Genomic DNA, 19,876 nt, shown 5'->3' with positions numbered 1-19,876 from the left:
ATCCACTCTTTGTGAAAACGTCGAATGGTGGTCGAGGACTCGCCGCTTCTTGAGCTGTCCGGCCTCGTTTGGCGGACGCGTGAAAGGCGCCGTTGGCTCGGGCCCGACCCCTTGACCGTCGACTCAGGGCACACCGCCGTGGTGGTGGCGGCCGACTGCGCCGAGGCCGACGCGTTCACCGACATCCTGATCGGCCTGGAGATGCCCGAGAACGGCGAGATCCGCCTCGACGGCGACGAGGTCACCAGGTGGCTGCCGGCCGAGCGCGGGATCGGGCTGATCCCGGCCGGGGCCGGCCTGCTGCCGCACCTGACCGTCGAGCAGAACCTCTTCCTGACCGCCCGCGACGACCACGCGTCCCCGCCCTTCCGCGGCGTGGTCGCGTACATGGTCAACAAGACGGACATCCACGGCTTCCTGCGGTCCAGGCCGCACGAGCTGGCCCACGACGAGCGGCTGCACGTGGCGCTGGCGCGGGCCCTGTGCCGGCGGACGGCGGTCAAGGTGATGGTGGTCGAGGACCGCACGGGCTGCGATCCCTGCCACGCGGCCGTGAGCGCGGCGCTGGCCACCGACCCCGACCTGGCCGTGCTGGTCGTCACCGACGACCGGACCAGGGTGGCCAGCCTGGCCTCCCCCTCGCGCTTCCGGAAGGTCGTCGATGCCCCTCACCCGTAGAGCGTTACTGGCCGCGCTCCCCGCGGCGGCCCTCGCCGGCTGCGCCCGCGAGCGGCCGCTGCAGGTGGCGGTGGTGTGGAGCGGCGACGAGCTGCGGCGCTTCCTCGGCGTGGTCAAGGAGTACGGGCGCCCGGTCCACGTCTTCTCGGCGGGCGACAACATCGCCGCCGTGCTGCGCGGCCCCGCGGCGGAGGTCCTCCCGGACGTGGCCGTGATCCCGAGGCTGGGCCTGCTCTTCGATCCGATGATCCGGCCGCGCATCCGGCCGTGGACGGGCGGCCACCGGCAGCGGGAGTTCTGGCGCGGGCTCGTGACGCCGCCGGGGAGCCACGAGGAGCTGGGCGCCTGGTTCAAGCTCGCCCACAAGTCGCTCGTCTGGCACCGGGCCGGGGAGTACACGCCGCCCGCCGACCTGACCTCCTGGCGGCCCACCCCGGGCAGCCTGGCGATCGGGGCGGCCGACGGGTGGGTGCTCAGCGACTGGTTCGAGAACGTGCTGCTCGCCTTCGCCCCCGAGGCCTACGGCGGCCTCTTCCCGCCCGGGCTGCCGGGCAATCCCGACTGGTGGAGCGCGCCGCAGGTCGCGGACGCGCTGGAGCTGCTCGGCACGATCTGGCGCGGCGCGTTCACCCCCGAGCAGGCCCGGCGGGCGCTCACCATGCAGTTCCACGACTCGATCTTCGACGTCTTCGCCTACCGCACCGCGAGCGTGGTGGCCGCCCCGGACTTCGCCCTGCCGGTCATCGAGCACTACGGCGGCAAGGGGGTCGCGGCGCACTTCCGCTTCCCGGCCTACGGGAGCAATCCGCCCCCGCTGGTCGTCGGCGGCGACGTGGCGGTGGCGATGCGGGACGGGCCGGCGCACGCGATCGAGTTCGTCAACTGGCTGACCAGGCCGCGGGCGAGCGGCGAGCACGACGCGCTGACCGCGTGGATCGCCGACGGCGGCTTCCTGACGCCGTTCACCCAGCCCTCCCCCGAGCTGCTGCGCGGCCCCGCCCAGGAGCTGAACGCCGCCGTGAACGCCCACTACGACCTGTCCGACCGGCTCATCGGCGGCCTGGAGGGCGGCGACGGGCGCGGCCTGTGGCGGGTGCTCACGGAGCTGTTCACCGCCGTCGCCGTCAACGCGGTCGATCCCGCCACGGCCGCGGCAGCCGCCCGCGACAAGCTGGTGGCGGGCAGCAAGGAGGGGGCGCTGTGAGCCGGCGCAACGCGTTCCTGTTCGAGGCCGCCACGCACCACGACGCCAGGATCCCGCTGGTCGGGCACGGGATCGGCCGCCTGCGCGCCTCGCTCTACCTCCTCCTGGCGGTCCTGCTGTCGGCGGGCGTCATCCTGGTCCCGCTCTGCGCGACGGTGGCGTTCAGCCTCTCCGACGGGCCCGGCGCGTACGACGTGCTGCTCGACGGCCGGGTGCTCCAGTCGCTCGGCAACTCGTTCATGTGGCTGGTGCTGGCCGTGGTCGTGTGCGCCGTCGGGCTCGGCCTGGCCTGGCTGGCCAGGAACGCGGGCCCGGTGCTCGGCGGCGTGCTGCGCTTCCTGCTGGTGCTGCCGGCCGCGGTGTCGCCGCTCACCACGGGCGCGATCTTCCGGCTGATGTTCGACACCAATCCGCGCCGCGGCCTGGTCAACGCCCTGTTCGGCACGGAGGTGGCCTTCCTCGGGCCCGTGTGGATCTGGGTGGTGTTCGGGCTGGCGCTGGTCTGGCAGTGGGCCGGGGTCGCGTTCCTCGTCTTCCACGAGGCGCTGGCGCGGCTGCCCACCAACCTGCTGCGGATGGCCAGGGCGTTCGGCGTCGGGCGGCGGCGCAGGCTCTGGTCCGTCGTGGTCCCGGCGCTCGCCGGGCCGGCGGCGCTGGCGTACCTGTTCGCGCTGGCGGCGGCGGCCCGCGTGTTCGACGTCGTGCTGATGGGCGCGCCCGGGTCGATGCAGGCCGAGATCGAGGGCGGCGGGCTGTTCTGGTGGCGCCACCACGGCGACCTGGGCGACACGCGGGCCTCCGCGCTCTCCGTGGGGCTGTCGGCCCTCGTGGCCGTGATGGCGGTGCCCGCCCTGTTCGGGCTGCGCGGGCGGGTGACCTGGGCCGAACCGGTGGTCCCGCCGCCGCCCAGGAAGGGTTGGCGGATCTGGCTGCTGTGCGCGGCCGCGTCGGTGCTCTGGGTGCTGCCGTTCGTGGTGCTCGTGCTGACCTCGCTGCGCGACCCGGTCGCGGCGGCGCTGTCAGGGTGGTGGGGCGGCGGTCCCTGGACGCTCGGCTCGTACGCGGAGGCGCTGGCCGACGGCGGGTTCGCGGGCGCGCTCGGCACCACGTTCCTGCGGGCCGTCGTGGTGGTGTGCCTGGTGCTGCTGGCCGCCGTGCCGGCCGCGTACGTGCTGGCGCACGAGCACCTGCTGCCGCGCCGGGCCTGGCGGCCGGTGCTGCTGGTCGCCGTGGCCCTGGCCGTGCTGCCGCCGCAGGCGTTCGCGGTGCCGCTGCAGCGCTGGCTCAGCCCGGTCGTCGGCACCGCTCCGGCGCTGGCCATCGTGCACGCGGCGCTGGTGATCCCGCTGGCGGTGCTGGTGCTCTACAACGCGTTCGTCCGCGTGCCGGCTCCCATGCTGGCGCGGGACCGCTGGGAGCTGTTCCACGTCGTACGCGAGGCCCGCCCGGCCCTGGTGCTGGCCGCCGTCCTGGCCTTCGTCCTGGTCTGGAACGACACGGTCGTCGGGCTGCTGCTCAACTGGCCGTCGGGCGACCACCTGCCGCTGATCCTGCTGGAGCAGGCCCGCCACTTCATGAGCGCGGCCGGGCCGCTGGCGGCGCAGTCGGTGATCGCGACCGCGGTGCCCGTGCTGCTGGTGGTCGTCACCGGGCGCTGGCTGTACCGGGGGCTGACGCGAGGGGTGCGCCGATGACGGATATCTCGCGAAAGGACCGGCTGCGCTTCCGCCTGTCCCAGCTCTCCCGGCAGGCCGGGGCGCACCTGCCCGAGCTGGGGCTCGGCGGGCTGCTGACCGTGGGCGGCACGGTCCTGCTGCTGCAGGAGAAGCTGATCGAGCGGGTGACGGAGTGGCTGCCCGTCTGGCTGCTCGTCATCCTGATCGTCTCCCTGCCGGTCGTGGCCGGCTGGGCCACCCATCTCGTACGCAGCCGCCGCAAGCCCCCACCCCAGCCGATCTTCCAGCGCCTGCCCTTCCCCGACAGGATCGACGGGCTCGTCGGCAGGGACGCCGAGGTCCAGCAGGTCAAGGAGCGCGCGAAGGAGAGCGGGATCGTCGTCGTGCAGGGCGCGATGGGCATGGGCACGTCCTCGGTGGCGATCCTGGCCACGTGGGACCTGACCGCGGACGCCCGCAAGCAGCGCTACGCCGACCTGCGCGGCCCCGACAGGGACCACGCGGAGACGCCGCTGAGCGTGGCCCAGCGGGTCCTGCGCACCCTCGACCGGCCGCCCGGCGCGATCCAGGAGCCGGAGGACGCCACCGCGCAGGTGATCGACGCGCTCACCGGCACGGACCGGGTGCTCCTGCTGGACAACGTCAGCACCTGGAGCCAGATCGCCTGGCTCCCGCCCCGGGTGCCGGGCGCGCACATCGTGGTGGCGGGCACGTTCACCGACGAGCTGCCGCAGCACCTCGAGCCGATCCAGCTCGGCCCGCTCGCGCCCGCGGCCGGGCAGGCGCTGCTGGCCCGCCACATCGGCGACGAGCGCGTCGACCGCGACCCGAAGGCGCTCGCGCTGCTGGTGGACGCCTGCCTGGGCAGCCCGCTGGAGCTCGTCAGGATCGGCCGGTGGCTGGCCCGCAACCCCGGCGTCGCGCTCCAGTCCCTGGTCGACGACCTGCGTAACCTGTCCGTCGTCAAGACCCTCGACTTCGTGCTCAACCTCAGCGTCAGGCAGCTCAGGCCGACGGCCAAGCAGCTGTTCGTCCTGCTGGCGGGCCTGCCGATCGTCGAGGTGGACCACCGGGCGGCCGCCGCGCTGCTCGGCGTGCCCTCCGCCGCCGACGCGATCGGGGAGCTGGCCGACCTGGGCCTGGTGGAGAACGTACGGATGACGCGCGTCAGGGTGACCGGCGCGTTCCCCAGCGGCACCCCCGGACCGCCGCCCTCGCCGAAGGACGCCGCGGCCTGGCGGCGGCTGGTCGAGCACTTCGCCGACGAGGCCGACTCGTTCGCCCGCCTGTTACCCGGCAAGGAGGCCCGCGCCTGGTTCGCGATCGAGGACAGGGCGCTGCTGCAGGTCCTGGCGCACGGGACCCCCGCGCCCAAGACCGCCCGGGCGCTGGCGCGCATCGCCGACGGGCTGGAGACCTGGTTCCGGCTCGAACAGCGGCACGAGGACCGGCTCCGGGCCGCGGCGGCGCTGGCCGAGGCGGCCAGAGCGCTCCGCGACGAGCAGGTGCAGGCCACGGCCGAGCTGCGCCAGTGCGCGATCCTGCTCACCTGGGGCGACCCGGCGGCGGCGCGCCAGCACTTCAACCGGGCGGCCAAGCTGCGCGTCAAGGTGGAGTCGTGGCCCGCCGAGCTGCACCTGGAGCACGCGGCCATCCTCCTGGCCGCCGGCGACGAGTTCACCGCCGTCGAGTCGGCGCTCGTGCGCTACGGTCAGGCGCTGTCCGGCGGCGACCTGGCGGGGCACTCGCTCCGGCTGATCAACGTGGCCGCGCTGCTCCTGCGCAAGGGGCAGACGCTCGACGGCGACGGGCGCGACTCCGAGGCGCAACACCTGTACACCGACGCCCGCAACGTGCTGTTCGAGTCGCTCCGCCTGGCCGCGGAGGCCGGCGACGACGGCGCGGCGGCGCACGCGCGGGAACTGCTCGCGCTCGCGCAGCACTACCTGGGCCGGGGTTTCGACGCGGCGGACAACCTGGAAGAGGCCGAGCGGCTCTACGCGAAGACCGCGGACGAGATCGGGCGGGCCCGCTGCCTCGTGCAGCGGGCCGGGGTGCTGCTGGACAAGCCCGGCCACCCTCCCGAGGAGGTCGTCGCGCTGCTGGAGGAGGCCGAGCCGCGGCTGCCCCCGGCGGGGGTGAGCACGGCGCTGGCCCACCTCCACCTGGCCCGGCTGCGGGCCGGGAGCGCCGCCGAGCACCGCGCTGCGGGGCTGGCGGCCCTCTCCCCCTGGGACGGGATCGCGGAGCCGCGGCAGGTCCGCGAGCTGCGCGAGCGCCTGTCGGAGCTGTGAGCTCACACCTGGATGGTGGCCAGGGTCCTGCCGTCGAAGGTCTCGACCGTGAAGTGGTTCAGCTCGGACTCCGGGAGGCTGGTGCCGCCGTGCAGCAGCAGGGGGTCAGGGGCCCCGGGCACGCCGTACCCCTTGTCGGGCACGCCCCAGCTCGCCACCACCTCGGAGCGGCCGTCGTTGCCCACCGCCATGAGACGGCACTGCAGCGGGCCCTTGACGCCCTTGAGCTCCAGCGCGACGTGGGTGCCCCAGCCCTTGTCCTCCAGCCCGACGAGAGCGGACACGCCGGTGCCCTTGTCGGTGGCGGAGTAGGTGTGGCCGGTCATGAGGAGCGCGCGGGCCGGGCTGTGGATGCTGTCGGGGTTCGGGCCGCTGGTGACCGAGCTGACGGCGAGGAAGACGCCGGCCGCGACGAGCACGCAGGCGGCGGCGGACATGAACGTGCGGTACAGGCCCCGGCGGCGCCGTTCGGTGGCGGCGCGGCGGACCAGGAGTGACTCGACCTCGGGGTCGGGCGGGCTGGGCAGGAGGTCGTCCGGGTGGACGGTCTTGATCAGCTCCCCCATCGCGGCGAACGCCCCGGCCTCCTCCGCGCAGCTCGGGCAGCCCCTCAGGTGGCGCTCGAAATCGGCCTTCTCCTCCCCGCGGAGCAGGCCGAGCGCGTACGCGGCCACGTCTTCGTGACGCACCTCGGTCATGAGAGCGTCACCCCCCTTTCCTCGTGACGCATCTCCATCATGAGCGCGTCACCCCCCTTTCGCGGTGGCTTCCGTAGTGACGCGCCTCCCACGTCATGGCAACGTCACCCCCCTTTCGGTGTGGCTCTCCTCGTGACGCGCCTCCCACGTCATGGCAGCGTCACCCCCCTTTCCTCCAGAGCCACGCGTAACGCGCGCATGGCGTAGTACACGCGGGACTTCACGGTGCCCACGGGCACCCCGATGATCTCCGCCGCCTCCTGGACCGTGCGGTCCAGGAGGAACGTCTCCGTGAGCACCTGCCGGTGGGCCGGCGAGAGCGACATCATCGCGTCGGTCACGACGATCTCGCGTAACAGCTGCTCGTCCTCCGCGGCCACCGAGTTGAGGCGTTCCGGGACGTCCTCGACGGTGTCGAGCGGGCGCGAGCCGGAGCGGCGCCGGTTGTCGATGACCACGCGGCGGGCGACGGTCGCCAGCCAGGGCATCAGGGAGCCGGAGTCGGTACGCAGGTCGGGGAGGTTGCGCCAGGCGCGTACCAGGGTCTCCTGCACGACGTCCTCGGCCCAGCGCCGATCGCCCCCCGTCAGCCGGACGGCGAAGGCCATCAGGGGGGCGCCGTATTCGCGGTACAGGGCTCGGACCATGGCCTCGTCGGTCACGCGGTGATTCACCCGCGACTCCTCGCGCTGCGGATACCAGGGAATATCCCGCCGATATTGGAATCATCACTCTAGCCACCGGAGGGGGCCAGATGCTGGCAGTTTGCCCTTCTCACCGCTTCGCTGGATTTACCGGCTAAATCATGCTTTTGCCTACCTGCGGCGGCCCCGCAGACCGGCCGCTCAGTGATCCTCGGGCTCGGCGGTGAACAGCTCGTAACTGTGGCCGTTGGGGTCGCGCACGTACACGCCGCGGCCGCCTCCCAGATGGTTGATCTCGCGGTCCCAGCCGTTCATCGGGCCGGAGCCGTACTCGATCGCCGGGTCCCCCTCGAGCCGCTCCATGAGCGCGTCGAAGGTGTCGTCGTCGACCAGGAAGGCGTAGTGGCCGGGCTGGGGCGCGCGGCGGTCGTCGAAGTCGAGCGTGAGGTCGTCGTTGACGCTGACGGGCGCGAACGGCCCGGCGGGCGGGCCGACCCGAAGCCCGAGCAGGCCGGCGAAGAACGCCGCCGCCTCCTCGCGGTCGGCGGCGGGGACGATCAGGTGGTTCATGACGATGGCCATGACGGCGTCCTTCCGGAGCAGATGTATGCGAAACGCACATAATCATACGTGCGTTTCGCATGCAACCGTCGTAGGGTGAGGGCATGAGCGAGGAGGCCGACGGCGGACCGGCGCTGTTCCACCTGGTGCGCTTCTGGTCCCGCCGGTGGGCCGGGCGGGTGTCGGAAGAGGTGACCGGGGAGCTGCGGCACGTGCAGCACATCCAGGTCGTGGAGGCCGTGCACACGAACGCGCGCGCCGGCGGACAGGCGCCCGAGCCGCCCACGGTCGGCACCGTGGCGCACCAGCTCGGCCTCGATCACTCGGGCGCCAGCCGCATGGTCAAGGACGCCGTGGAGGCGGGCTACCTCGCCCGCGACACCTCCGAGCGCGACCGGCGCCGCGCCTGCCTGCGGCTCACGGAGAGCGGGCACGCGCTGCTGGCCGGGGCGAGGCAGTGGCAGCGCCGGGCCTTCGAGGAGCTGACCGCCTCCTGGGACGAGCGCGACCGGCGGCAGTTCGCGGCCTACCTGCACCGGCTGGCCGACGACCTCGGCGCCTGAACCCCCGCGCCCCGGTCTCAGACTCCGTCCGGCTCCGTCAGCCGGTCGATCCGGAGCCCGAGCTCGATCATGTCGCAGCGCAGCGAGTCGATCTGCCCGAGCAGGTCCGACTGAATGACGTTGAAGTGCTCGTTCGTCTGCACGCGGAGCCCGGCGACCTCCACGAGCAGGGCCTGGAGGTCCTGGCTCAGCTCGGTGCGGACGTCCGCGATCTCGGCTCTGATCTCCGTCACGCCGATCGACACCTGCGCGATGAGGGCCGGCAGCTCGAACCGGTAGGGGCCGGTCTGGGCGGGGACCAGGTCGTCGTACCGGGGGCCGACGTTGGAGCGCAGGGTCGTTTCGAGAGCCTCCACCCGGACCTTCAGGTCGAGGATCTCCGCCTCTACGTTCACGCACACCTACCTTCGCTGCGGTCGGAAGGGATCCCGGCCCAGATGGCCGGGGCCCTTGCTGTGTGTGAGCACATGATGGCAAGCCGTTCATGATCAGGAGCGTTCGATCGTCGAAGCGGGTACGGATTTTTCTGCGCCGGCAGGGGTGTTGTCCTCCTGGGACGTGCAGATTCGACCCCGGGCGCAATGGTGACGGCCATCGCGTGAACGCTCCCGCGAAAGAGCCACGCTTCACGTTTCGCGGGAGATGGCGATGGCCGCAGGGACAGTCTGCTGGCTGGCCCATCGCCGGTGAAGTCCCATCGCGATCGGTGACTCCTACTTGTTGGGCGCGCGGCCGCATGACCGTACTTTCGGCCGGTGCGGCGGGCGGGCGGCGGCTCCTAGCCTGGCCGTGTGCGGGTGCGGGAGTGGCGGGCCGGGGTCGCGGCCGACGTGGTGATCGGCCCAGTGATCGGCCCAGTGATCGGCCCAGTGATCGGCGCAGTGATCGGCCCAGTGATCGGCGCAGTGGCCGCGGCGGTGCTCGCCTTCTACTGCTACCGGATCAACGCGAGCTGGGGTGGCGCGTACTGGGTCTTCGGGTGCGCCGCCGGGGCGGCGGCCTGCGCGCTCGCGCTCGCGCGGCGGCGGAGCCGGTTGTGGACGGCGGTCGCGGGGCTGGGCGTCGCGGCGGCCGCCATCGTGGTCGCCCGGGTCGCCCACCTGCCCGCCGAGCCCGGTCCCGGCGTGACCCTGGGGCTGTCCGTGCTCGTCGCGTCCGCAGTCCGGGTGCTTCCGCCCCGCCCGGCCTGCGCCGTCGCCGGTGGCGGGCTCGTGGTGGTGGCGGGGGCCTTCGCCGCCGCCTCCCAGCCGGCCGTGGGGGCGATGAACGCCGTGGGCTGGGCGGGCGCCGTCGCGGCCGGGCTGTCGCCGCGGCTGCTGGCCGCCCGCCGCCGGGCCGTCGAGGAGCGCGTACGCCGCAGCGAGCGCATGGAACTGGCCAGGGAGCTGCACGACGTCGTCGCCCACCACGTCACGTGCGTCGTGCTCCAGGCGCAGACCGCGCGGCTGCTCGCCCACAAGCAGCCGGACCGGCTGGCGACCTCGCTGGCCGACATCGAGGCGGCCGGCTCCGACGCCCTGGCCGCCACCCGCCGCGTCGTCGGCCTGCTCCGCGACCCGGCCCGGGGCCTGCCCGCCCTCGACGGCCTCGACGAGCTGGTCAGGCGCTTCGGCGACCACGGACCGGCCGTACGGCTGCGGCTCCCCAAGGACGAGGACACCTCGCTCTGGCCGCCCGAGGTGGCCACCACCGTCTACCGGATCGTGCAGGAGTCGCTGACGAACGTCTCCCGCCACGCCCCGCAGGCTCGCTCGGTCACCGTCACCGTCACGCGAGCCCGCGGCTCGGTCACCGTCGAGGTCGCGGACGACGCCCCTCCCGCCCCCGCCCGCCGGCTTCGACGCGGCGGACATGGCGGATACGGCCTGGTCGGGATGCGGGAACGCGTCGAGGCCCTGGGCGGGACGCTGCGCGCGGGCCCGCGCCCCGGCGCCGGCTGGTCCGTGGTGGCCACCCTCCCCGTCCCGGCGCGGGAACACCCATGAGCGCCGCGGACATCACCGTCATGCTGGCCGACGACCAGCCGATGATCCGTGACTGCCTGCGCCTCATCCTGGAGGACCAGCCCGACATCAGCGTCGTCGCCGAGGCCGCCGACGGCGCCGAGGCGGTCGCCCTGGCCCGCCGGCTGCGCCCCGACGTGTGCCTCGTGGACATCCAGATGCCCGGCCTCGACGGCATCGAGGTCACGCGGGCCCTCGCGGGGCCGGAGGTCGCCGACCCGCTGCGGGTGGTCGTCGTCACCACCTTCGACCTCGACGAGTACGTCCACGGCGCCCTGCACGGCGGGGCGATCGGCTTCGTGCTGAAGGACGTCGGCCCCGACCTGCTCGTCGAGGCGGTCCGGGCGGCGAAGGCCGGGGACGCGCTGATCTCCCCCTCGCTCACCCTCCGGCTGCTGCGCCACCTCACGGCCACCGCCGCCCCGGCCGGCCGCGCGCCCGCGCAGCCGCTGTCGGGCCGGGAGCTGGAGGTCGTCCGGGCCGTCGCCAGGGGCCGCACCAACCAGGAGATCGCCGCCGAGCTCTTCATCTCGCTGAGCACGGTCAAAGGCCACGTGTCCGGCATCATGACCAAGCTGGGCCTGCGCAACCGGGTCGAGATCGTCGCCTGGGCCTGGGAGCGCCGCCTGGTCGACTGAGCCACCACGGCTCCCCGGCCGGAGTACGGCGCGACGCAGTCACCCCGCCCCCCATCCACCCCCGAAGGACCCCCGCCGGAGTACGGCGGGGTCGCGCTGGGCGACGTTTCCGGAGCGGCGGCAGCGGGTAAGGCCGTCGTTGATTTCTGAGCTACCTGGTCCTCAGGAGCCACAGATGCCCCGTGTCACGCTCACGCCGGCCGCCCGTGAAGCACTGCGCGACGACGAAGTGGTGTTCTTCGACTGGCACGTGACCGGCCTCTGCTGCGCCGACGCGGGCGAGTTCTCGGTCCGCCCGTTACCCCGCTCCCGGCTCCCCCGGCGAGCGCGCCGGCTCGGCGACGAGGACGAGAAGGTGTACGCCCATCCGACCGCCTGGGTGCATCTCGCCGAACTCCCCGTCACGATCGACTGCCGCCCGCTGTGGCGCTGGCGGCGGTTCACGACCGATCTGCCGCCGGACGCCGGACTGCGCTGCTGCCTGGGCCGACCCCTGTATGGCCCTTCGCATATGGGAGGTAACCGGTGAAGTTACGTTCCATCATCATCTGGACGGCGGTCGCGCTCGTCGGGGCCGCGGGGTGGGCCGTGCTGGCCCTGTCCAGAGGGGAGAACGTCAACGCGGTCTGGCTGCTGGCCGCCGCGCTCGGTTCGTACGCCATCGCCTACCGGTTCTATGCCCGTTTCATCGTCCGCAGGGTCCTGGGCGCGGACGACCGCAGGGCCACCCCGGCCGAGCGGCTCGACAACGGCATCGACTACCAGCCGACCGACCGCCGGATCCTGTTCGGCCACCACTTCGCCGCCATCGCCGGGGCGGGGCCGCTGGTGGGGCCCGTGCTGGCGGCCCAGATGGGCTACCTGCCCGGCACGATCTGGATCGTCGCGGGAGTGATCTTCGCGGGGGCCGTGCAGGACATGGTCATCCTGTTCTTCTCCATGCGGCGCAACGGCCGCAGCCTGGGCCAGATGGCCCGCGAGGAGATCGGGCCGGTCGGCGGGGTGGCGGCGCTCGTCGCGGTCTTCGCCATCATGATCATCCTGCTCGCCGTGCTGGCGCTGGTCGTGGTCAACGCCCTGGCCAAGTCGCCCTGGGGCGTCTTCTCCATCGCCATGACCATCCCGATCGCCCTGTTCATGGGCTTCTACCTGCGGGTGATCAGGCCGGGCAAGGTCGTCGAGATCACCGTGATCGGGGTCGCGCTGCTGCTGCTGTCGATCGTGGCCGGCGGCTGGGTGCAGGAGTCGAGCTGGGCGCCGTTCTTCACGCTGAGCCCGTCCGCGCTGGCGCTGTGGCTCATCGCGTACGGGTTCGTCGCCGCGGTGCTGCCCGTCTGGATGCTGCTCGCGCCGCGCGACTACCTGTCGACGTTCATGAAGATCGGCACCATCGTGCTGATCGCGATCGGGATCGCCGTCACGATGCCCACGCTGAGGACGCCGGCGTTCACGGACTTCGCGTTCGACGGCAAGGGCCCGGTGTTCGCCGGGTCGCTGTTCCCGTTCGTGTTCATCATCATCGCGTGCGGCGCGCTGTCGGGGTTCCACTCGCTGATCTCGTCCGGCACGACGCCCAAGATGATCCAGAAGGAGACCCAGGTCCGGATGATCGGGTACGGCTCCATGCTGATGGAGTCGTTCGTGGCCGTCATGGCCATCACCGCGGCCTGCGTGCTGACCCCCGGGCTCTACTTCGCGATGAACTCCCCGGCCGGCGTCGTCGGGGCCACCGTGCAGAGCGCCTCGCAGGCGGTCACCGAGATGGGCTTCGTGATCACGCCGGAGCAGCTGCAGGCCGCGGCGGCGGCCGTACAGGAGCAGACCCTGATCGCCCGGACGGGCGGCGCGCCCACGCTGGCGGTGGGGATCTCGCAGATCTTCTCCGGGTTCATCGGCGGGGCGGGGCTGCAGGCGTTCTGGTACCACTTCGCGATCATGTTCGAGGCGCTGTTCATCCTCACCACGGTCGACGCGGGCACCCGGGTGGGGCGGTTCATGCTGCAGGACACGCTGGGCAACCTGTGGCAGCCGATCTCCAGGGTGAGCTGGTGGCCGGGGCTGGTGGCGGCCAGCGCCGTGGTCGTGGCGGCCTGGGGATACTTCCTGTACGTGGGCGTCAACGACCCGCTGGGCGGCATCAACCAGCTGTTCCCGCTCTTCGGCATCGCCAACCAGCTGCTCGCCGCCGTGGCGCTCACGGTCGCCACGACGTTGCTGATCAAGAGCGGCCGGCTGAAGTGGGCCTGGGTGACGGGGGTGCCGCTGGCCTGGGACGCGGCCGTCACGCTGACGGCCAGCTACCAGAAGGTGTTCTCCCCCGACCCCACGCTCGGCTTCTTCGCCCAGCGCGACCGCTACCAGACGGCGCTGGACCAGGGGAAGCTGCTCGCGCCGGCCAAGACCCGGGACGCGATGGAGCAGATCGTGCTCAACTCCACCGTGGACGGGATCCTGGCGGCGCTGTTCGCGGTCCTGATCATCATCGTGATCCTCGACGCGCTGCGCGTGTGGGTGAAGGCCGTCAGGTCGCGCGAGCCGCTGCCGACCACGGAGGCGCCGTTCGAGGAGTCGAAGATCCTCGCGCCCGCCGGGCTGATCCCCACCCGCGAGGAGCGGGAGCAGATGGCCGGCTAGAAGGCGTCGATGACGCGGCCCAACGTGGCGTTCAGCTCGGCGAGGCCGTCCTCGCCGAGCAGGGCCGCGAGGCGCCGTTCGACGTCGTCGATCGCGGTGTAGCCGACCCTCAGCGCCTCGTCGCCGCGCTCGGTGAACTCGATGAGCTTGGCCCGGCGGTCGGCCGGATCGGGCACCCGGCGCAGGTAGCCCAGCTCCTCCAGGTCGTCGACCAGCGCCCCCATCGCCTGGGGGGTCATCTGCGCCTTCTCCGCGAGCCTGCTCAGCCGGATGCCGTCGTGCTCCATGTGGAAGAACACCGCCGAGTGCGCGGGCCGGATGCGGGCGTCGTACGTCTTGCCGGCGTCGAGCACGACGTCCTGCAGGCGCAGGTACGCCTCGTAGAGCAGGGCTATGACGTGCGGTGGATGAGTGGCGGCCATGCCCCTTCTCCAATCGCTCAGGAAGCCTTATATTAAGGCCACCTTAGCAATTGGGAGGGTGCGATGAACCAGGAAGACATCTGGGCCGCCCTCGAGATCGAGCGGCGCGGCGTGGCCGACCTGCTCGGCTCGCTGTCCGCCGGCGACTGGGAGCGGCCGTCGCTCTGCGAGGGCTGGCGGGTCCGCGACGTGGCCGCCCACCTCGCCCTCGCCACCAGGGTGAGCGTCCCGCGGGCGATGGTGGACTTCGTCCGGGCGCGCGGGAGCTTCGATCGGTTCGTCCACGACACGGCGGTACGCCACGCCAGGCTGCCGGTCGGCGAGCTCGTCGCACAGCTGCGCGAGTCTGCCACCTCGCGCCGCCGGGCGCCGGCGACCAAGCCGCTCGACCCGCTCTTCGACGTGCTGGTCCACGCCCAGGACATCGCCGTGCCGCTCGGCCTCGACCGGGCCATGCCGCTGGAGGCGGCCCGCGCCTGCGCCGTGCACATCTGGGAGCGCGGCTTCCCGTTCCATCCGCAGCGGCGCCTGCGCGGGCTGCGGCTCGTGGCCACGGACGTGGACTGGTCGGCGGGCGAGGGGGACGTGGTCGAGGGGCCCGTACAGGCGCTGCTCCTGCTGCTCAGCGGGCGGCCGGCCGCGCTGGCCGGCCTGCGGGGAGCTACAGGCGCAGCTCGGGCGGGAATCCGGTCCACCTGAGCTCGGGCGGCAGGTGCGCCATGTCGTTGAAGAAGAGCACGGCAGGTGCTCGGCGATCAGGCGCGCGGTCTGGGCGGCCCTCGGGAGCGGGCTGTGGTGGACGGCGGAGAGGGGGACGTCCTTCAGCCGCTCGCCCAGCAGCGCGGCGTGGCGGCGGCCGTTCGCGGTCAGGCCGGTCTCGTCCGGCGTGGCCTCGCCGTGGCGGGTGAGGTAGAGGTAGCGAGTCATCGGGCTCCAGTTGTTGACCTGGTAGGCACGTCATGGGCATCGTAGGGCGGGTGGCCGGCGATGAGACACGTGACGGGGTGGCGCTCACCAACCTCGACCAGCCCCTGTTCGACGGGGCCGGCGCGACCAAGCGCGACCTGGTCGACTACCTCGACGCGGTCGCCGACCGGATCATCCCGGTCCTGCGCGACCGGGCGCTCTCGGTCATCCGCGTACGGCCGGGGCAGGAGCCGTTCATGCAGAAGAACCTGCCCAAGTACGCCCCCGAATGGGTGCAGTCGGTCTCCGTGTGGGCCGAGGCGTCGCGCAGGCAGGTGACGTACGCGCTCTGCAACGACCGCAGGACGCTGCTCTGGTTCGCCAACCAGCGGGCGGTGGAGTACCACCCGGGGCTGTTCGTGGGCTCCCATCCCACCCACCTGATCCTCGACCTCGACCCGCCCGACGGCAGCGACGCCTTCGAGCTGGCCGTGCGCGGGGCTTTCCTGGTGCGCCAGGCCCTGGAGGACGCCGGGCTGGCCGGCGCGGTGAAGACCAGCGGGGCGAAGGGCGTGCACGTGTTCGTGCCCGTGGCCGAGGGGACGGGCATGGAGGACCTGGCCGCGGCCACGCGCGCGCTGGCGGCCCGGGCCGAGCGGGTGGATCCGGCGCTGGCCACCACGGCGTTCATCCGCGAGGACCGCGCGGGCAAGGTGTTCATCGACTCGACCAGGGCGGGCGGGGCCACGGTCGCGGCCGCCTACAGCCCGCGCGTACGCCCCGGCGCGCCCGTGTCGTTCCCCGTGGCGTGGGAGTCGCTCGACCAGGTCGTGCCCGCCGACTTCACCGTGCACACGGCGGCCGGGCTGCTCAAGGACGGCGACCCGTGGGCCGAGTCCATGCCCGAGCCGCAGCGGCTGCCCGCCGACCTGGTCGAGGAGGGGCACACGATCCCGGTCGCCCGCGTACAGGCGATGCACGAGGGCAAGCGGCGCGCCCGCGCCCGCCGCACCGAGTGACCTCATCCGGATATCTCCGGATATTGACGCCCTAGTGGGCCTTCTCAGTGATCCTCTGCCGGGTTACGTTCACGTGGCGGCTCGGGGGAATCATCGCATTCGTCCACCAGGGGAACCCTTATGCGTCGAATCGCCATCGCACTGCTCACCGCACTGGCCCTACCACTGGCCCTGACCACCCCGGCCAACGCCGGCGGCCTTGACGACCTCTTCGCCAAGTTGCTCGTCAAGCAGGTGAAGGGCCCGAACGCCAAGAAGCACCTCGGCGCCCTGCAGGCGATCGCCGACGCCAACGGCGGCACCCGCGCCGCGGGCACCCCCGGCTACGATGCCTCCCGCGACTACGTGGCAGGCAAACTACGCAAGGCCGGATACAAGGTCACGCTCCAGCCGATCAACTTTGTCCAGAGCTGGACCGAGAACTCCCCGCCCACGCTCAACCTCACCGCGCCCAGCTCGAAGACGTACGTGCCGAACGACGACTTCTTCTCCTTCGAGCCCTCCCCCGCCGGTGACGTGACCGCGCAGGTCCAGGGCGTGGACCTGATCCTGCCGCCGACCCCGGCGCCCACCTCGACCAGCGGCTGCGAGGCGTCCGACTTCGACGGGTTCGTGGCCGGGCGGATCGCGCTCATCCAGCGCGGCACGTGCGCCTTCGCCTTGAAGATCCGCAACGCGGGACGCGCCGGGGCGTCCGGGATCATCGTGTTCAACGAGGGACAGCCGGGCCGGACCGACGCGTTCCCGCTCGACATCGGCGAGTGGCGGGCCGGGGTCCCGATGGTCTTCGCCGACTTCGCGGTCGGCAACGAGCTGGCGGCCACGGCCGGGGCGACCGTACGGCTCAAGGTCGACTCCACCCTCGTGCTCGGCACCAACGACAACGTGATCGCGGAGTCCCGCTTCGGCGACCCGCGCAACGTGGTGATGGTCGGCGCCCACCTCGACAGCGTCACCGCCGGTCCCGGCATCAACGACAACGGCTCGGGCTCGGCGTCCATCCTGGAGGTCGCCGAGGAGATGGCGCTCTACCCGGTCAAGAACAAGGTCCGCTTCGCCTTCTGGGCGGGCGAGGAGATCGGGCTGCTCGGGTCCGACCAGTATGTGGCGTCGCTGTCGGAGACGCAGCGCGACCGGATCCGGGTCTACCTGAACTTCGACATGGTGGCCTCGCCCAACTACGCGTACAAGCTGTATGACGGGGACAACTCCGACAACGAGGGCTCCCCGGCCGGGCCGCCCGGATCCGACCGGATCGAGAAGCAGCTCGAGGCCTTCTACGGCGCGCGCAACCTGCCCACCGTCGGCACCGACTTCGACGGGCGCTCCGACTACGGCCCGTTCATCGACGTCGGCATCCCGGCGGGCGGGATCTTCACCGGCGCCGAGGGCATCAAGACGCCCGAGGAGGCGGCGCTGTTCGGCGGCACGGCGGGGGCCGCGTACGACGCCTGCTACCACCAGGCGTGCGACACGATCGCCAACATCAACGACACCGCGCTGGACGTGGACCTGGACGCGATCGCGGACTCCGTCGCCCGCTTCGCCTTCGACCTGCGCTCCATCCCGCCGCGAACCGCGCCCGCGGCGGCGCTCCTGGCCGCCAAGACGGCCGCCTGACGGCTCCACACCGGGTGGGCGGCACCTCTCCGCCCACCCGGGCACCACCTTGGCACCACGGCACCACCGGTTCCAACGAGCACCATCTCGGGATCTCCCACCCTCGACCTCGGATGGAGGCGCCGCAATGCGATCGATCATCGTCGCGGCAACAGCGTTATCCCTGGCCATCACCGCCCTGACGGCCGTGCCGGCGCAGGCCGCAGCAGCCCCGGACATCTCCCTCACCAACGTCAAGGCCCACCTCACCCAGCTCCAGTCCATCGCCACCGCCAACGGCGGCAACCGCGCACACGGCCGCCCGGGCTACCTGGCCTCCGCGAACTACGTACGCGGCCAGCTGGACGCCGCGGGCTTCACCACCACGCTCCAGTCGTTCACCTACAACGGCGCCACCGGCTACAACGTCATCGCCGACTGGCCGGGCGGGGACCCCAACGACATCCTCATGGTCGGCGCGCACCTCGACAGCGTCACCGCCGGTCCCGGCATCAACGACAACGGCTCGGGCAGCGCGTCCATCCTGGAGACCGCGCTCGAAGTGTCGCGCCAGGCGCTCCAGCCGGCCAAGCACCTGCGCTTCGCCTGGTGGGGCGCGGAGGAGCTGGGGCTGCGCGGGTCGCAGTTCTACGTGAACAACCTGCCGGCCGCCGACCGGGCGCGGATCAAGGGGTACCTCAACTTCGACATGGTCGGCTCCCCGAACCCCGGATACTTCGTATACGACGGCGACAACTCCGACGGCACCGGCTCCGGTCCCGGCCCGGCCGGATCGGCGGAGCTGGAGAAGGTCATCCAGGACTACTTCACGTCGATCGGCGTGCCGACCCGGGGCACCGACTTCGACGGCCGCTCCGACTACGGCCCCTTCATCGCGGTCGGCATCCCGGCCGGCGGCACGTTCACGGGCGCGGAGGGCATCAAGAGCTCGGCCCAGGCCACGCTGTGGGGCGGCACCGCGGGCCAGGCGTTCGACGCCTGCTACCACCGCTCCTGCGACACCTCGTCCAACATCAACGACACCGCGCTCGACCGGAACGCCGACGCGATCGCGTACTCGGTGTGGACGATCGCCACCGCCGTACCGCCCGTCGTGGTCTGGCAGGACACGTTCGAGACGGCCAACGGCTGGACGGTCAACCCGTCGAGCACCGACACCGCCACCACCGGCCAGTGGGAGCGCGGCGACCCCGAGGCGACCACCTCCAGCGGCGCCAAGCAGCTCGGCACCACGGTCAGCGGCACGAACGACCTGGTCACGGGCCGCCTGGCAGGCGCGTCCGCCGGTGACTACGACCTCGACGGCGGCGTCTCCTCGATCCAGTCGCCCCCGATCACGCTCCCGTCCACGGGCCCGCTGAACCTGTCGTTCTCGTGGTACCTGGCGCACGGCTCGAACGCCTCCAGCGCCGACTACTTCCGCGTCCGCGTGGTCGGCAGCACCACCACCACGGTCCTGAACCAGGCGGGCGCCGCCGCCAACCGCAACGGCGCCTGGACCACGGCCACGGCCAGCCTGAACGCGTTCGCGGGCCAGACCGTCCGCATCCTCATCGACGCCGCCGACGCCTCGGGCGCCTCCCTGGTGGAGGCCGGCGTGGACGACGTCAAGATCACCCGCTGACCGCTCTGAGGGCCGGGCCTGTCGCGGGCCCGGCCCTCAGCCCCTCCCGGGGGCCGGCCCGCGAGACCCCGGATCAGGCGGCCTCAGCGGTCCGGTCGGTACGCAGCGCCGCCACGACCTTCTCCGGCTCATCGGCGAAGAACCGGATCGAAGTGGCCTCCCCCCGGCGGCCGAACGGGCGCACGAAGGCGACCGGCTCGGTCAGCTCGACCGTCACGTTCGTCTGCGAGGAGACCGCCACGCTCAGCCGCCCGTCCTTGGCGGCGACCATGCTGCTCTCGTTGTAGTTGCGGCTGGTCCGCACGGCGGCGATCCGCTCGACCGGTACGCGTACGTCGACGTACACGCCGAACCGGACGCGCAGCTCGTCCGGGGTGATGACGTGCGGCCTGGTGGCGCAGGCCGCGGCCAGCATGACCCCGAACAGCAGCCCGTACACGTCGCCGATCAGCACCGTGAACCGCAGCCACGCCGGCACGTCCATCGCGACCAGCAGCAGATCGACCACCACGGTCTCGACCGCCATCGCGAACAACATCAGCGACAGCATGAACGTCTGCCCCTTCGCGTACGTCACGACGGTCGCCCCCGCCGGCACGCCGTCACGACGCCGCAGGATCCACTGCCCGATGGCCAGCAGCCCTTTCAGCTCGAACACCACGATCCGCAGCGCGGCTCTGACCATCGGGTCC

The 19,876-nt window shown here is 72.4% G+C and carries 19 protein-coding genes and 1 pseudogene; 13 read left to right on the top strand and 7 right to left on the bottom strand.

The window, feature by feature from the left end; all coding sequences use genetic code 11:
* Positions 1 to 111: 111 nt before the first annotated feature.
* From HD596_RS17695 to HD596_RS17680, 4 genes are read left to right on the top strand one after another with little or no spacing between them, the layout of a single operon-like run.
* A complete protein-coding gene (locus HD596_RS17695; RefSeq protein ID WP_185070381.1) occupies positions 112 to 678 on the top strand; it encodes an ATP-binding cassette domain-containing protein in 567 nt (188 codons plus the stop codon).
* The gene (locus tag HD596_RS17690; RefSeq protein WP_185070380.1) at positions 662 to 1,882 is read left to right on the top strand and encodes a hypothetical protein; all 1,221 of its coding nucleotides are present in this window, start codon (positions 662 to 664) and stop codon (positions 1,880 to 1,882) included. The genes HD596_RS17695 and HD596_RS17690 overlap by 17 nt, the downstream gene beginning before the upstream one ends.
* On the top strand, positions 1,879 to 3,576 hold the full coding sequence (locus HD596_RS17685; RefSeq protein WP_185070379.1) for an ABC transporter permease subunit: 1,698 nt from the start codon (positions 1,879 to 1,881) through the stop codon (positions 3,574 to 3,576). The genes HD596_RS17690 and HD596_RS17685 overlap by 4 nt, the downstream gene beginning before the upstream one ends.
* Positions 3,573 to 5,852 (top strand): hypothetical protein, encoded by a 2,280-nt coding sequence (locus HD596_RS17680; protein WP_185070378.1) that lies wholly within the window; start codon positions 3,573 to 3,575, stop codon positions 5,850 to 5,852. The genes HD596_RS17685 and HD596_RS17680 overlap by 4 nt, the downstream gene beginning before the upstream one ends.
* A 2-nt stretch (positions 5,853 to 5,854) precedes the next feature.
* On the opposite strand, the gene HD596_RS17675 is transcribed toward HD596_RS17680, so the two are convergent.
* The 3 genes from HD596_RS17675 to HD596_RS17665 form a co-directional block, all read right to left on the bottom strand.
* Positions 5,855 to 6,550 (bottom strand): zf-HC2 domain-containing protein, encoded by a 696-nt coding sequence (locus HD596_RS17675; RefSeq protein WP_185070377.1) that lies wholly within the window; start codon positions 6,548 to 6,550, stop codon positions 5,855 to 5,857.
* 149 nt (positions 6,551 to 6,699) lie between these two features.
* Entirely contained in the window at positions 6,700 to 7,224 is a 525-nt protein-coding gene (locus HD596_RS17670; RefSeq protein ID WP_350733159.1) for a sigma-70 family RNA polymerase sigma factor, read from the bottom strand.
* A 171-nt stretch (positions 7,225 to 7,395) separates the two neighbouring features.
* A complete protein-coding gene (locus HD596_RS17665; protein ID WP_185070376.1) occupies positions 7,396 to 7,776 on the bottom strand; it encodes a VOC family protein in 381 nt (126 codons plus the stop codon).
* Between the two features lie 83 nt (positions 7,777 to 7,859).
* On the opposite strand from HD596_RS17665, the gene HD596_RS17660 reads away from it, so the two are divergent.
* Complete coding sequence (locus tag HD596_RS17660) at positions 7,860 to 8,318, top strand: MarR family winged helix-turn-helix transcriptional regulator (protein ID WP_185070375.1); 459 nt, start codon at positions 7,860 to 7,862, stop codon at positions 8,316 to 8,318.
* Positions 8,319 to 8,335: 17 nt separating this feature from the next.
* Here the strand turns inward: HD596_RS17660 and HD596_RS17655 are convergent, their stop codons facing one another.
* Positions 8,336 to 8,713, bottom strand: coding sequence for a hypothetical protein (locus HD596_RS17655; RefSeq protein ID WP_185070374.1), 378 nt, complete (start codon positions 8,711 to 8,713; stop codon positions 8,336 to 8,338).
* 396 nt (positions 8,714 to 9,109) lie between these two features.
* On the opposite strand from HD596_RS17655, the gene HD596_RS64795 reads away from it, so the two are divergent.
* The 4 genes from HD596_RS64795 to HD596_RS17635 all read left to right on the top strand — a co-directional run bounded on the left by HD596_RS64795 (position 9,110) and on the right by HD596_RS17635 (position 13,593).
* Positions 9,110 to 10,303, top strand: a complete 1,194-nt coding sequence (locus HD596_RS64795) for a sensor histidine kinase (RefSeq protein WP_313044404.1) — start codon at positions 9,110 to 9,112, stop codon at positions 10,301 to 10,303.
* A complete protein-coding gene (locus tag HD596_RS17645) occupies positions 10,300 to 10,959 on the top strand; it encodes a response regulator (RefSeq protein WP_185070373.1) in 660 nt (219 codons plus the stop codon). The genes HD596_RS64795 and HD596_RS17645 overlap by 4 nt, the downstream gene beginning before the upstream one ends.
* A gap of 175 nt (positions 10,960 to 11,134) precedes the next feature.
* A complete protein-coding gene (locus HD596_RS17640) occupies positions 11,135 to 11,488 on the top strand; it encodes a hypothetical protein (protein WP_185070372.1) in 354 nt (117 codons plus the stop codon).
* On the top strand, positions 11,485 to 13,593 hold the full coding sequence (locus tag HD596_RS17635) for a carbon starvation CstA family protein (protein ID WP_185070371.1): 2,109 nt from the start codon (positions 11,485 to 11,487) through the stop codon (positions 13,591 to 13,593). Before HD596_RS17640 ends, HD596_RS17635 begins: the two co-directional genes overlap by 4 nt.
* On the opposite strand, the gene HD596_RS17630 is transcribed toward HD596_RS17635, so the two are convergent.
* Complete coding sequence (locus HD596_RS17630; protein ID WP_185070370.1) at positions 13,590 to 14,015, bottom strand: MarR family winged helix-turn-helix transcriptional regulator; 426 nt, start codon at positions 14,013 to 14,015, stop codon at positions 13,590 to 13,592. The genes HD596_RS17635 and HD596_RS17630 overlap by 4 nt on opposite strands.
* A 63-nt stretch (positions 14,016 to 14,078) precedes the next feature.
* Here HD596_RS17630 and HD596_RS17625 point away from each other — a divergent pair, with 63 nt between their 5' ends.
* Complete coding sequence (locus tag HD596_RS17625; RefSeq protein ID WP_185070369.1) at positions 14,079 to 14,714, top strand: maleylpyruvate isomerase family mycothiol-dependent enzyme; 636 nt, start codon at positions 14,079 to 14,081, stop codon at positions 14,712 to 14,714.
* Between the two features lie 96 nt (positions 14,715 to 14,810).
* Here HD596_RS17625 and HD596_RS17620 read toward each other — a convergent pair.
* Positions 14,811 to 14,942: pseudogene (locus HD596_RS17620) on the bottom strand (histidine phosphatase family protein); the annotation flags it as partial.
* 50 nt (positions 14,943 to 14,992) lie between these two features.
* Here HD596_RS17620 and HD596_RS17615 point away from each other — a divergent pair.
* The 3 genes from HD596_RS17615 to HD596_RS17605 all read left to right on the top strand — a co-directional run bounded on the left by HD596_RS17615 (position 14,993) and on the right by HD596_RS17605 (position 19,184).
* Entirely contained in the window at positions 14,993 to 15,940 is a 948-nt protein-coding gene (locus HD596_RS17615) for a DNA polymerase domain-containing protein (protein ID WP_313044401.1), read from the top strand.
* Between the two features lie 120 nt (positions 15,941 to 16,060).
* Entirely contained in the window at positions 16,061 to 17,560 is a 1,500-nt protein-coding gene (locus HD596_RS17610) for a M28 family metallopeptidase (RefSeq protein ID WP_185070367.1), read from the top strand.
* Between the two features lie 127 nt (positions 17,561 to 17,687).
* A complete protein-coding gene (locus tag HD596_RS17605; protein ID WP_185070366.1) occupies positions 17,688 to 19,184 on the top strand; it encodes a M28 family peptidase in 1,497 nt (498 codons plus the stop codon).
* 73 nt (positions 19,185 to 19,257) lie between these two features.
* Here the strand turns inward: HD596_RS17605 and HD596_RS17600 are convergent, their stop codons facing one another.
* Positions 19,258 to 19,869, bottom strand: a complete 612-nt coding sequence (locus HD596_RS17600; RefSeq protein WP_185070365.1) for a hypothetical protein — start codon at positions 19,867 to 19,869, stop codon at positions 19,258 to 19,260.
* Between the last annotated feature and the right edge of the window lie 7 nt (positions 19,870 to 19,876).

This window comes from Nonomuraea jabiensis (genome assembly GCF_014204795.1).
Taxonomy (GTDB): Bacteria; Actinomycetota; Actinomycetes; order Streptosporangiales; family Streptosporangiaceae; genus Nonomuraea; species Nonomuraea jabiensis.
Note: the sequence above shows the minus strand (reverse complement) of the source record. Positions and strands in the feature narration are given on the sequence as shown.

Coding starts and splice junctions, on each gene's coding strand:
- HD596_RS17605 (WP_185070366.1), top strand. CDS start 17,688: ATGCGATCGATCATCGTCGCGGCAACAGCGTTATCCCTGGCCATCACC.
- HD596_RS17680 (WP_185070378.1), top strand. CDS start 3,573: ATGACGGATATCTCGCGAAAGGACCGGCTGCGCTTCCGCCTGTCCCAG.
- HD596_RS17645 (WP_185070373.1), top strand. CDS start 10,300: ATGAGCGCCGCGGACATCACCGTCATGCTGGCCGACGACCAGCCGATG.
- HD596_RS17665 (WP_185070376.1), bottom strand. CDS start 7,776: ATGGCCATCGTCATGAACCACCTGATCGTCCCCGCCGCCGACCGCGAG.
- HD596_RS17660 (WP_185070375.1), top strand. CDS start 7,860: ATGAGCGAGGAGGCCGACGGCGGACCGGCGCTGTTCCACCTGGTGCGC.
- HD596_RS17690 (WP_185070380.1), top strand. CDS start 662: ATGCCCCTCACCCGTAGAGCGTTACTGGCCGCGCTCCCCGCGGCGGCC.
- HD596_RS17640 (WP_185070372.1), top strand. CDS start 11,135: ATGCCCCGTGTCACGCTCACGCCGGCCGCCCGTGAAGCACTGCGCGAC.
- HD596_RS17675 (WP_185070377.1), bottom strand. CDS start 6,550: ATGACCGAGGTGCGTCACGAAGACGTGGCCGCGTACGCGCTCGGCCTG.
- HD596_RS17625 (WP_185070369.1), top strand. CDS start 14,079: ATGAACCAGGAAGACATCTGGGCCGCCCTCGAGATCGAGCGGCGCGGC.
- HD596_RS17630 (WP_185070370.1), bottom strand. CDS start 14,015: ATGGCCGCCACTCATCCACCGCACGTCATAGCCCTGCTCTACGAGGCG.
- HD596_RS17600 (WP_185070365.1), bottom strand. CDS start 19,869: ATGGTCAGAGCCGCGCTGCGGATCGTGGTGTTCGAGCTGAAAGGGCTG.
- HD596_RS17610 (WP_185070367.1), top strand. CDS start 16,061: ATGCGTCGAATCGCCATCGCACTGCTCACCGCACTGGCCCTACCACTG.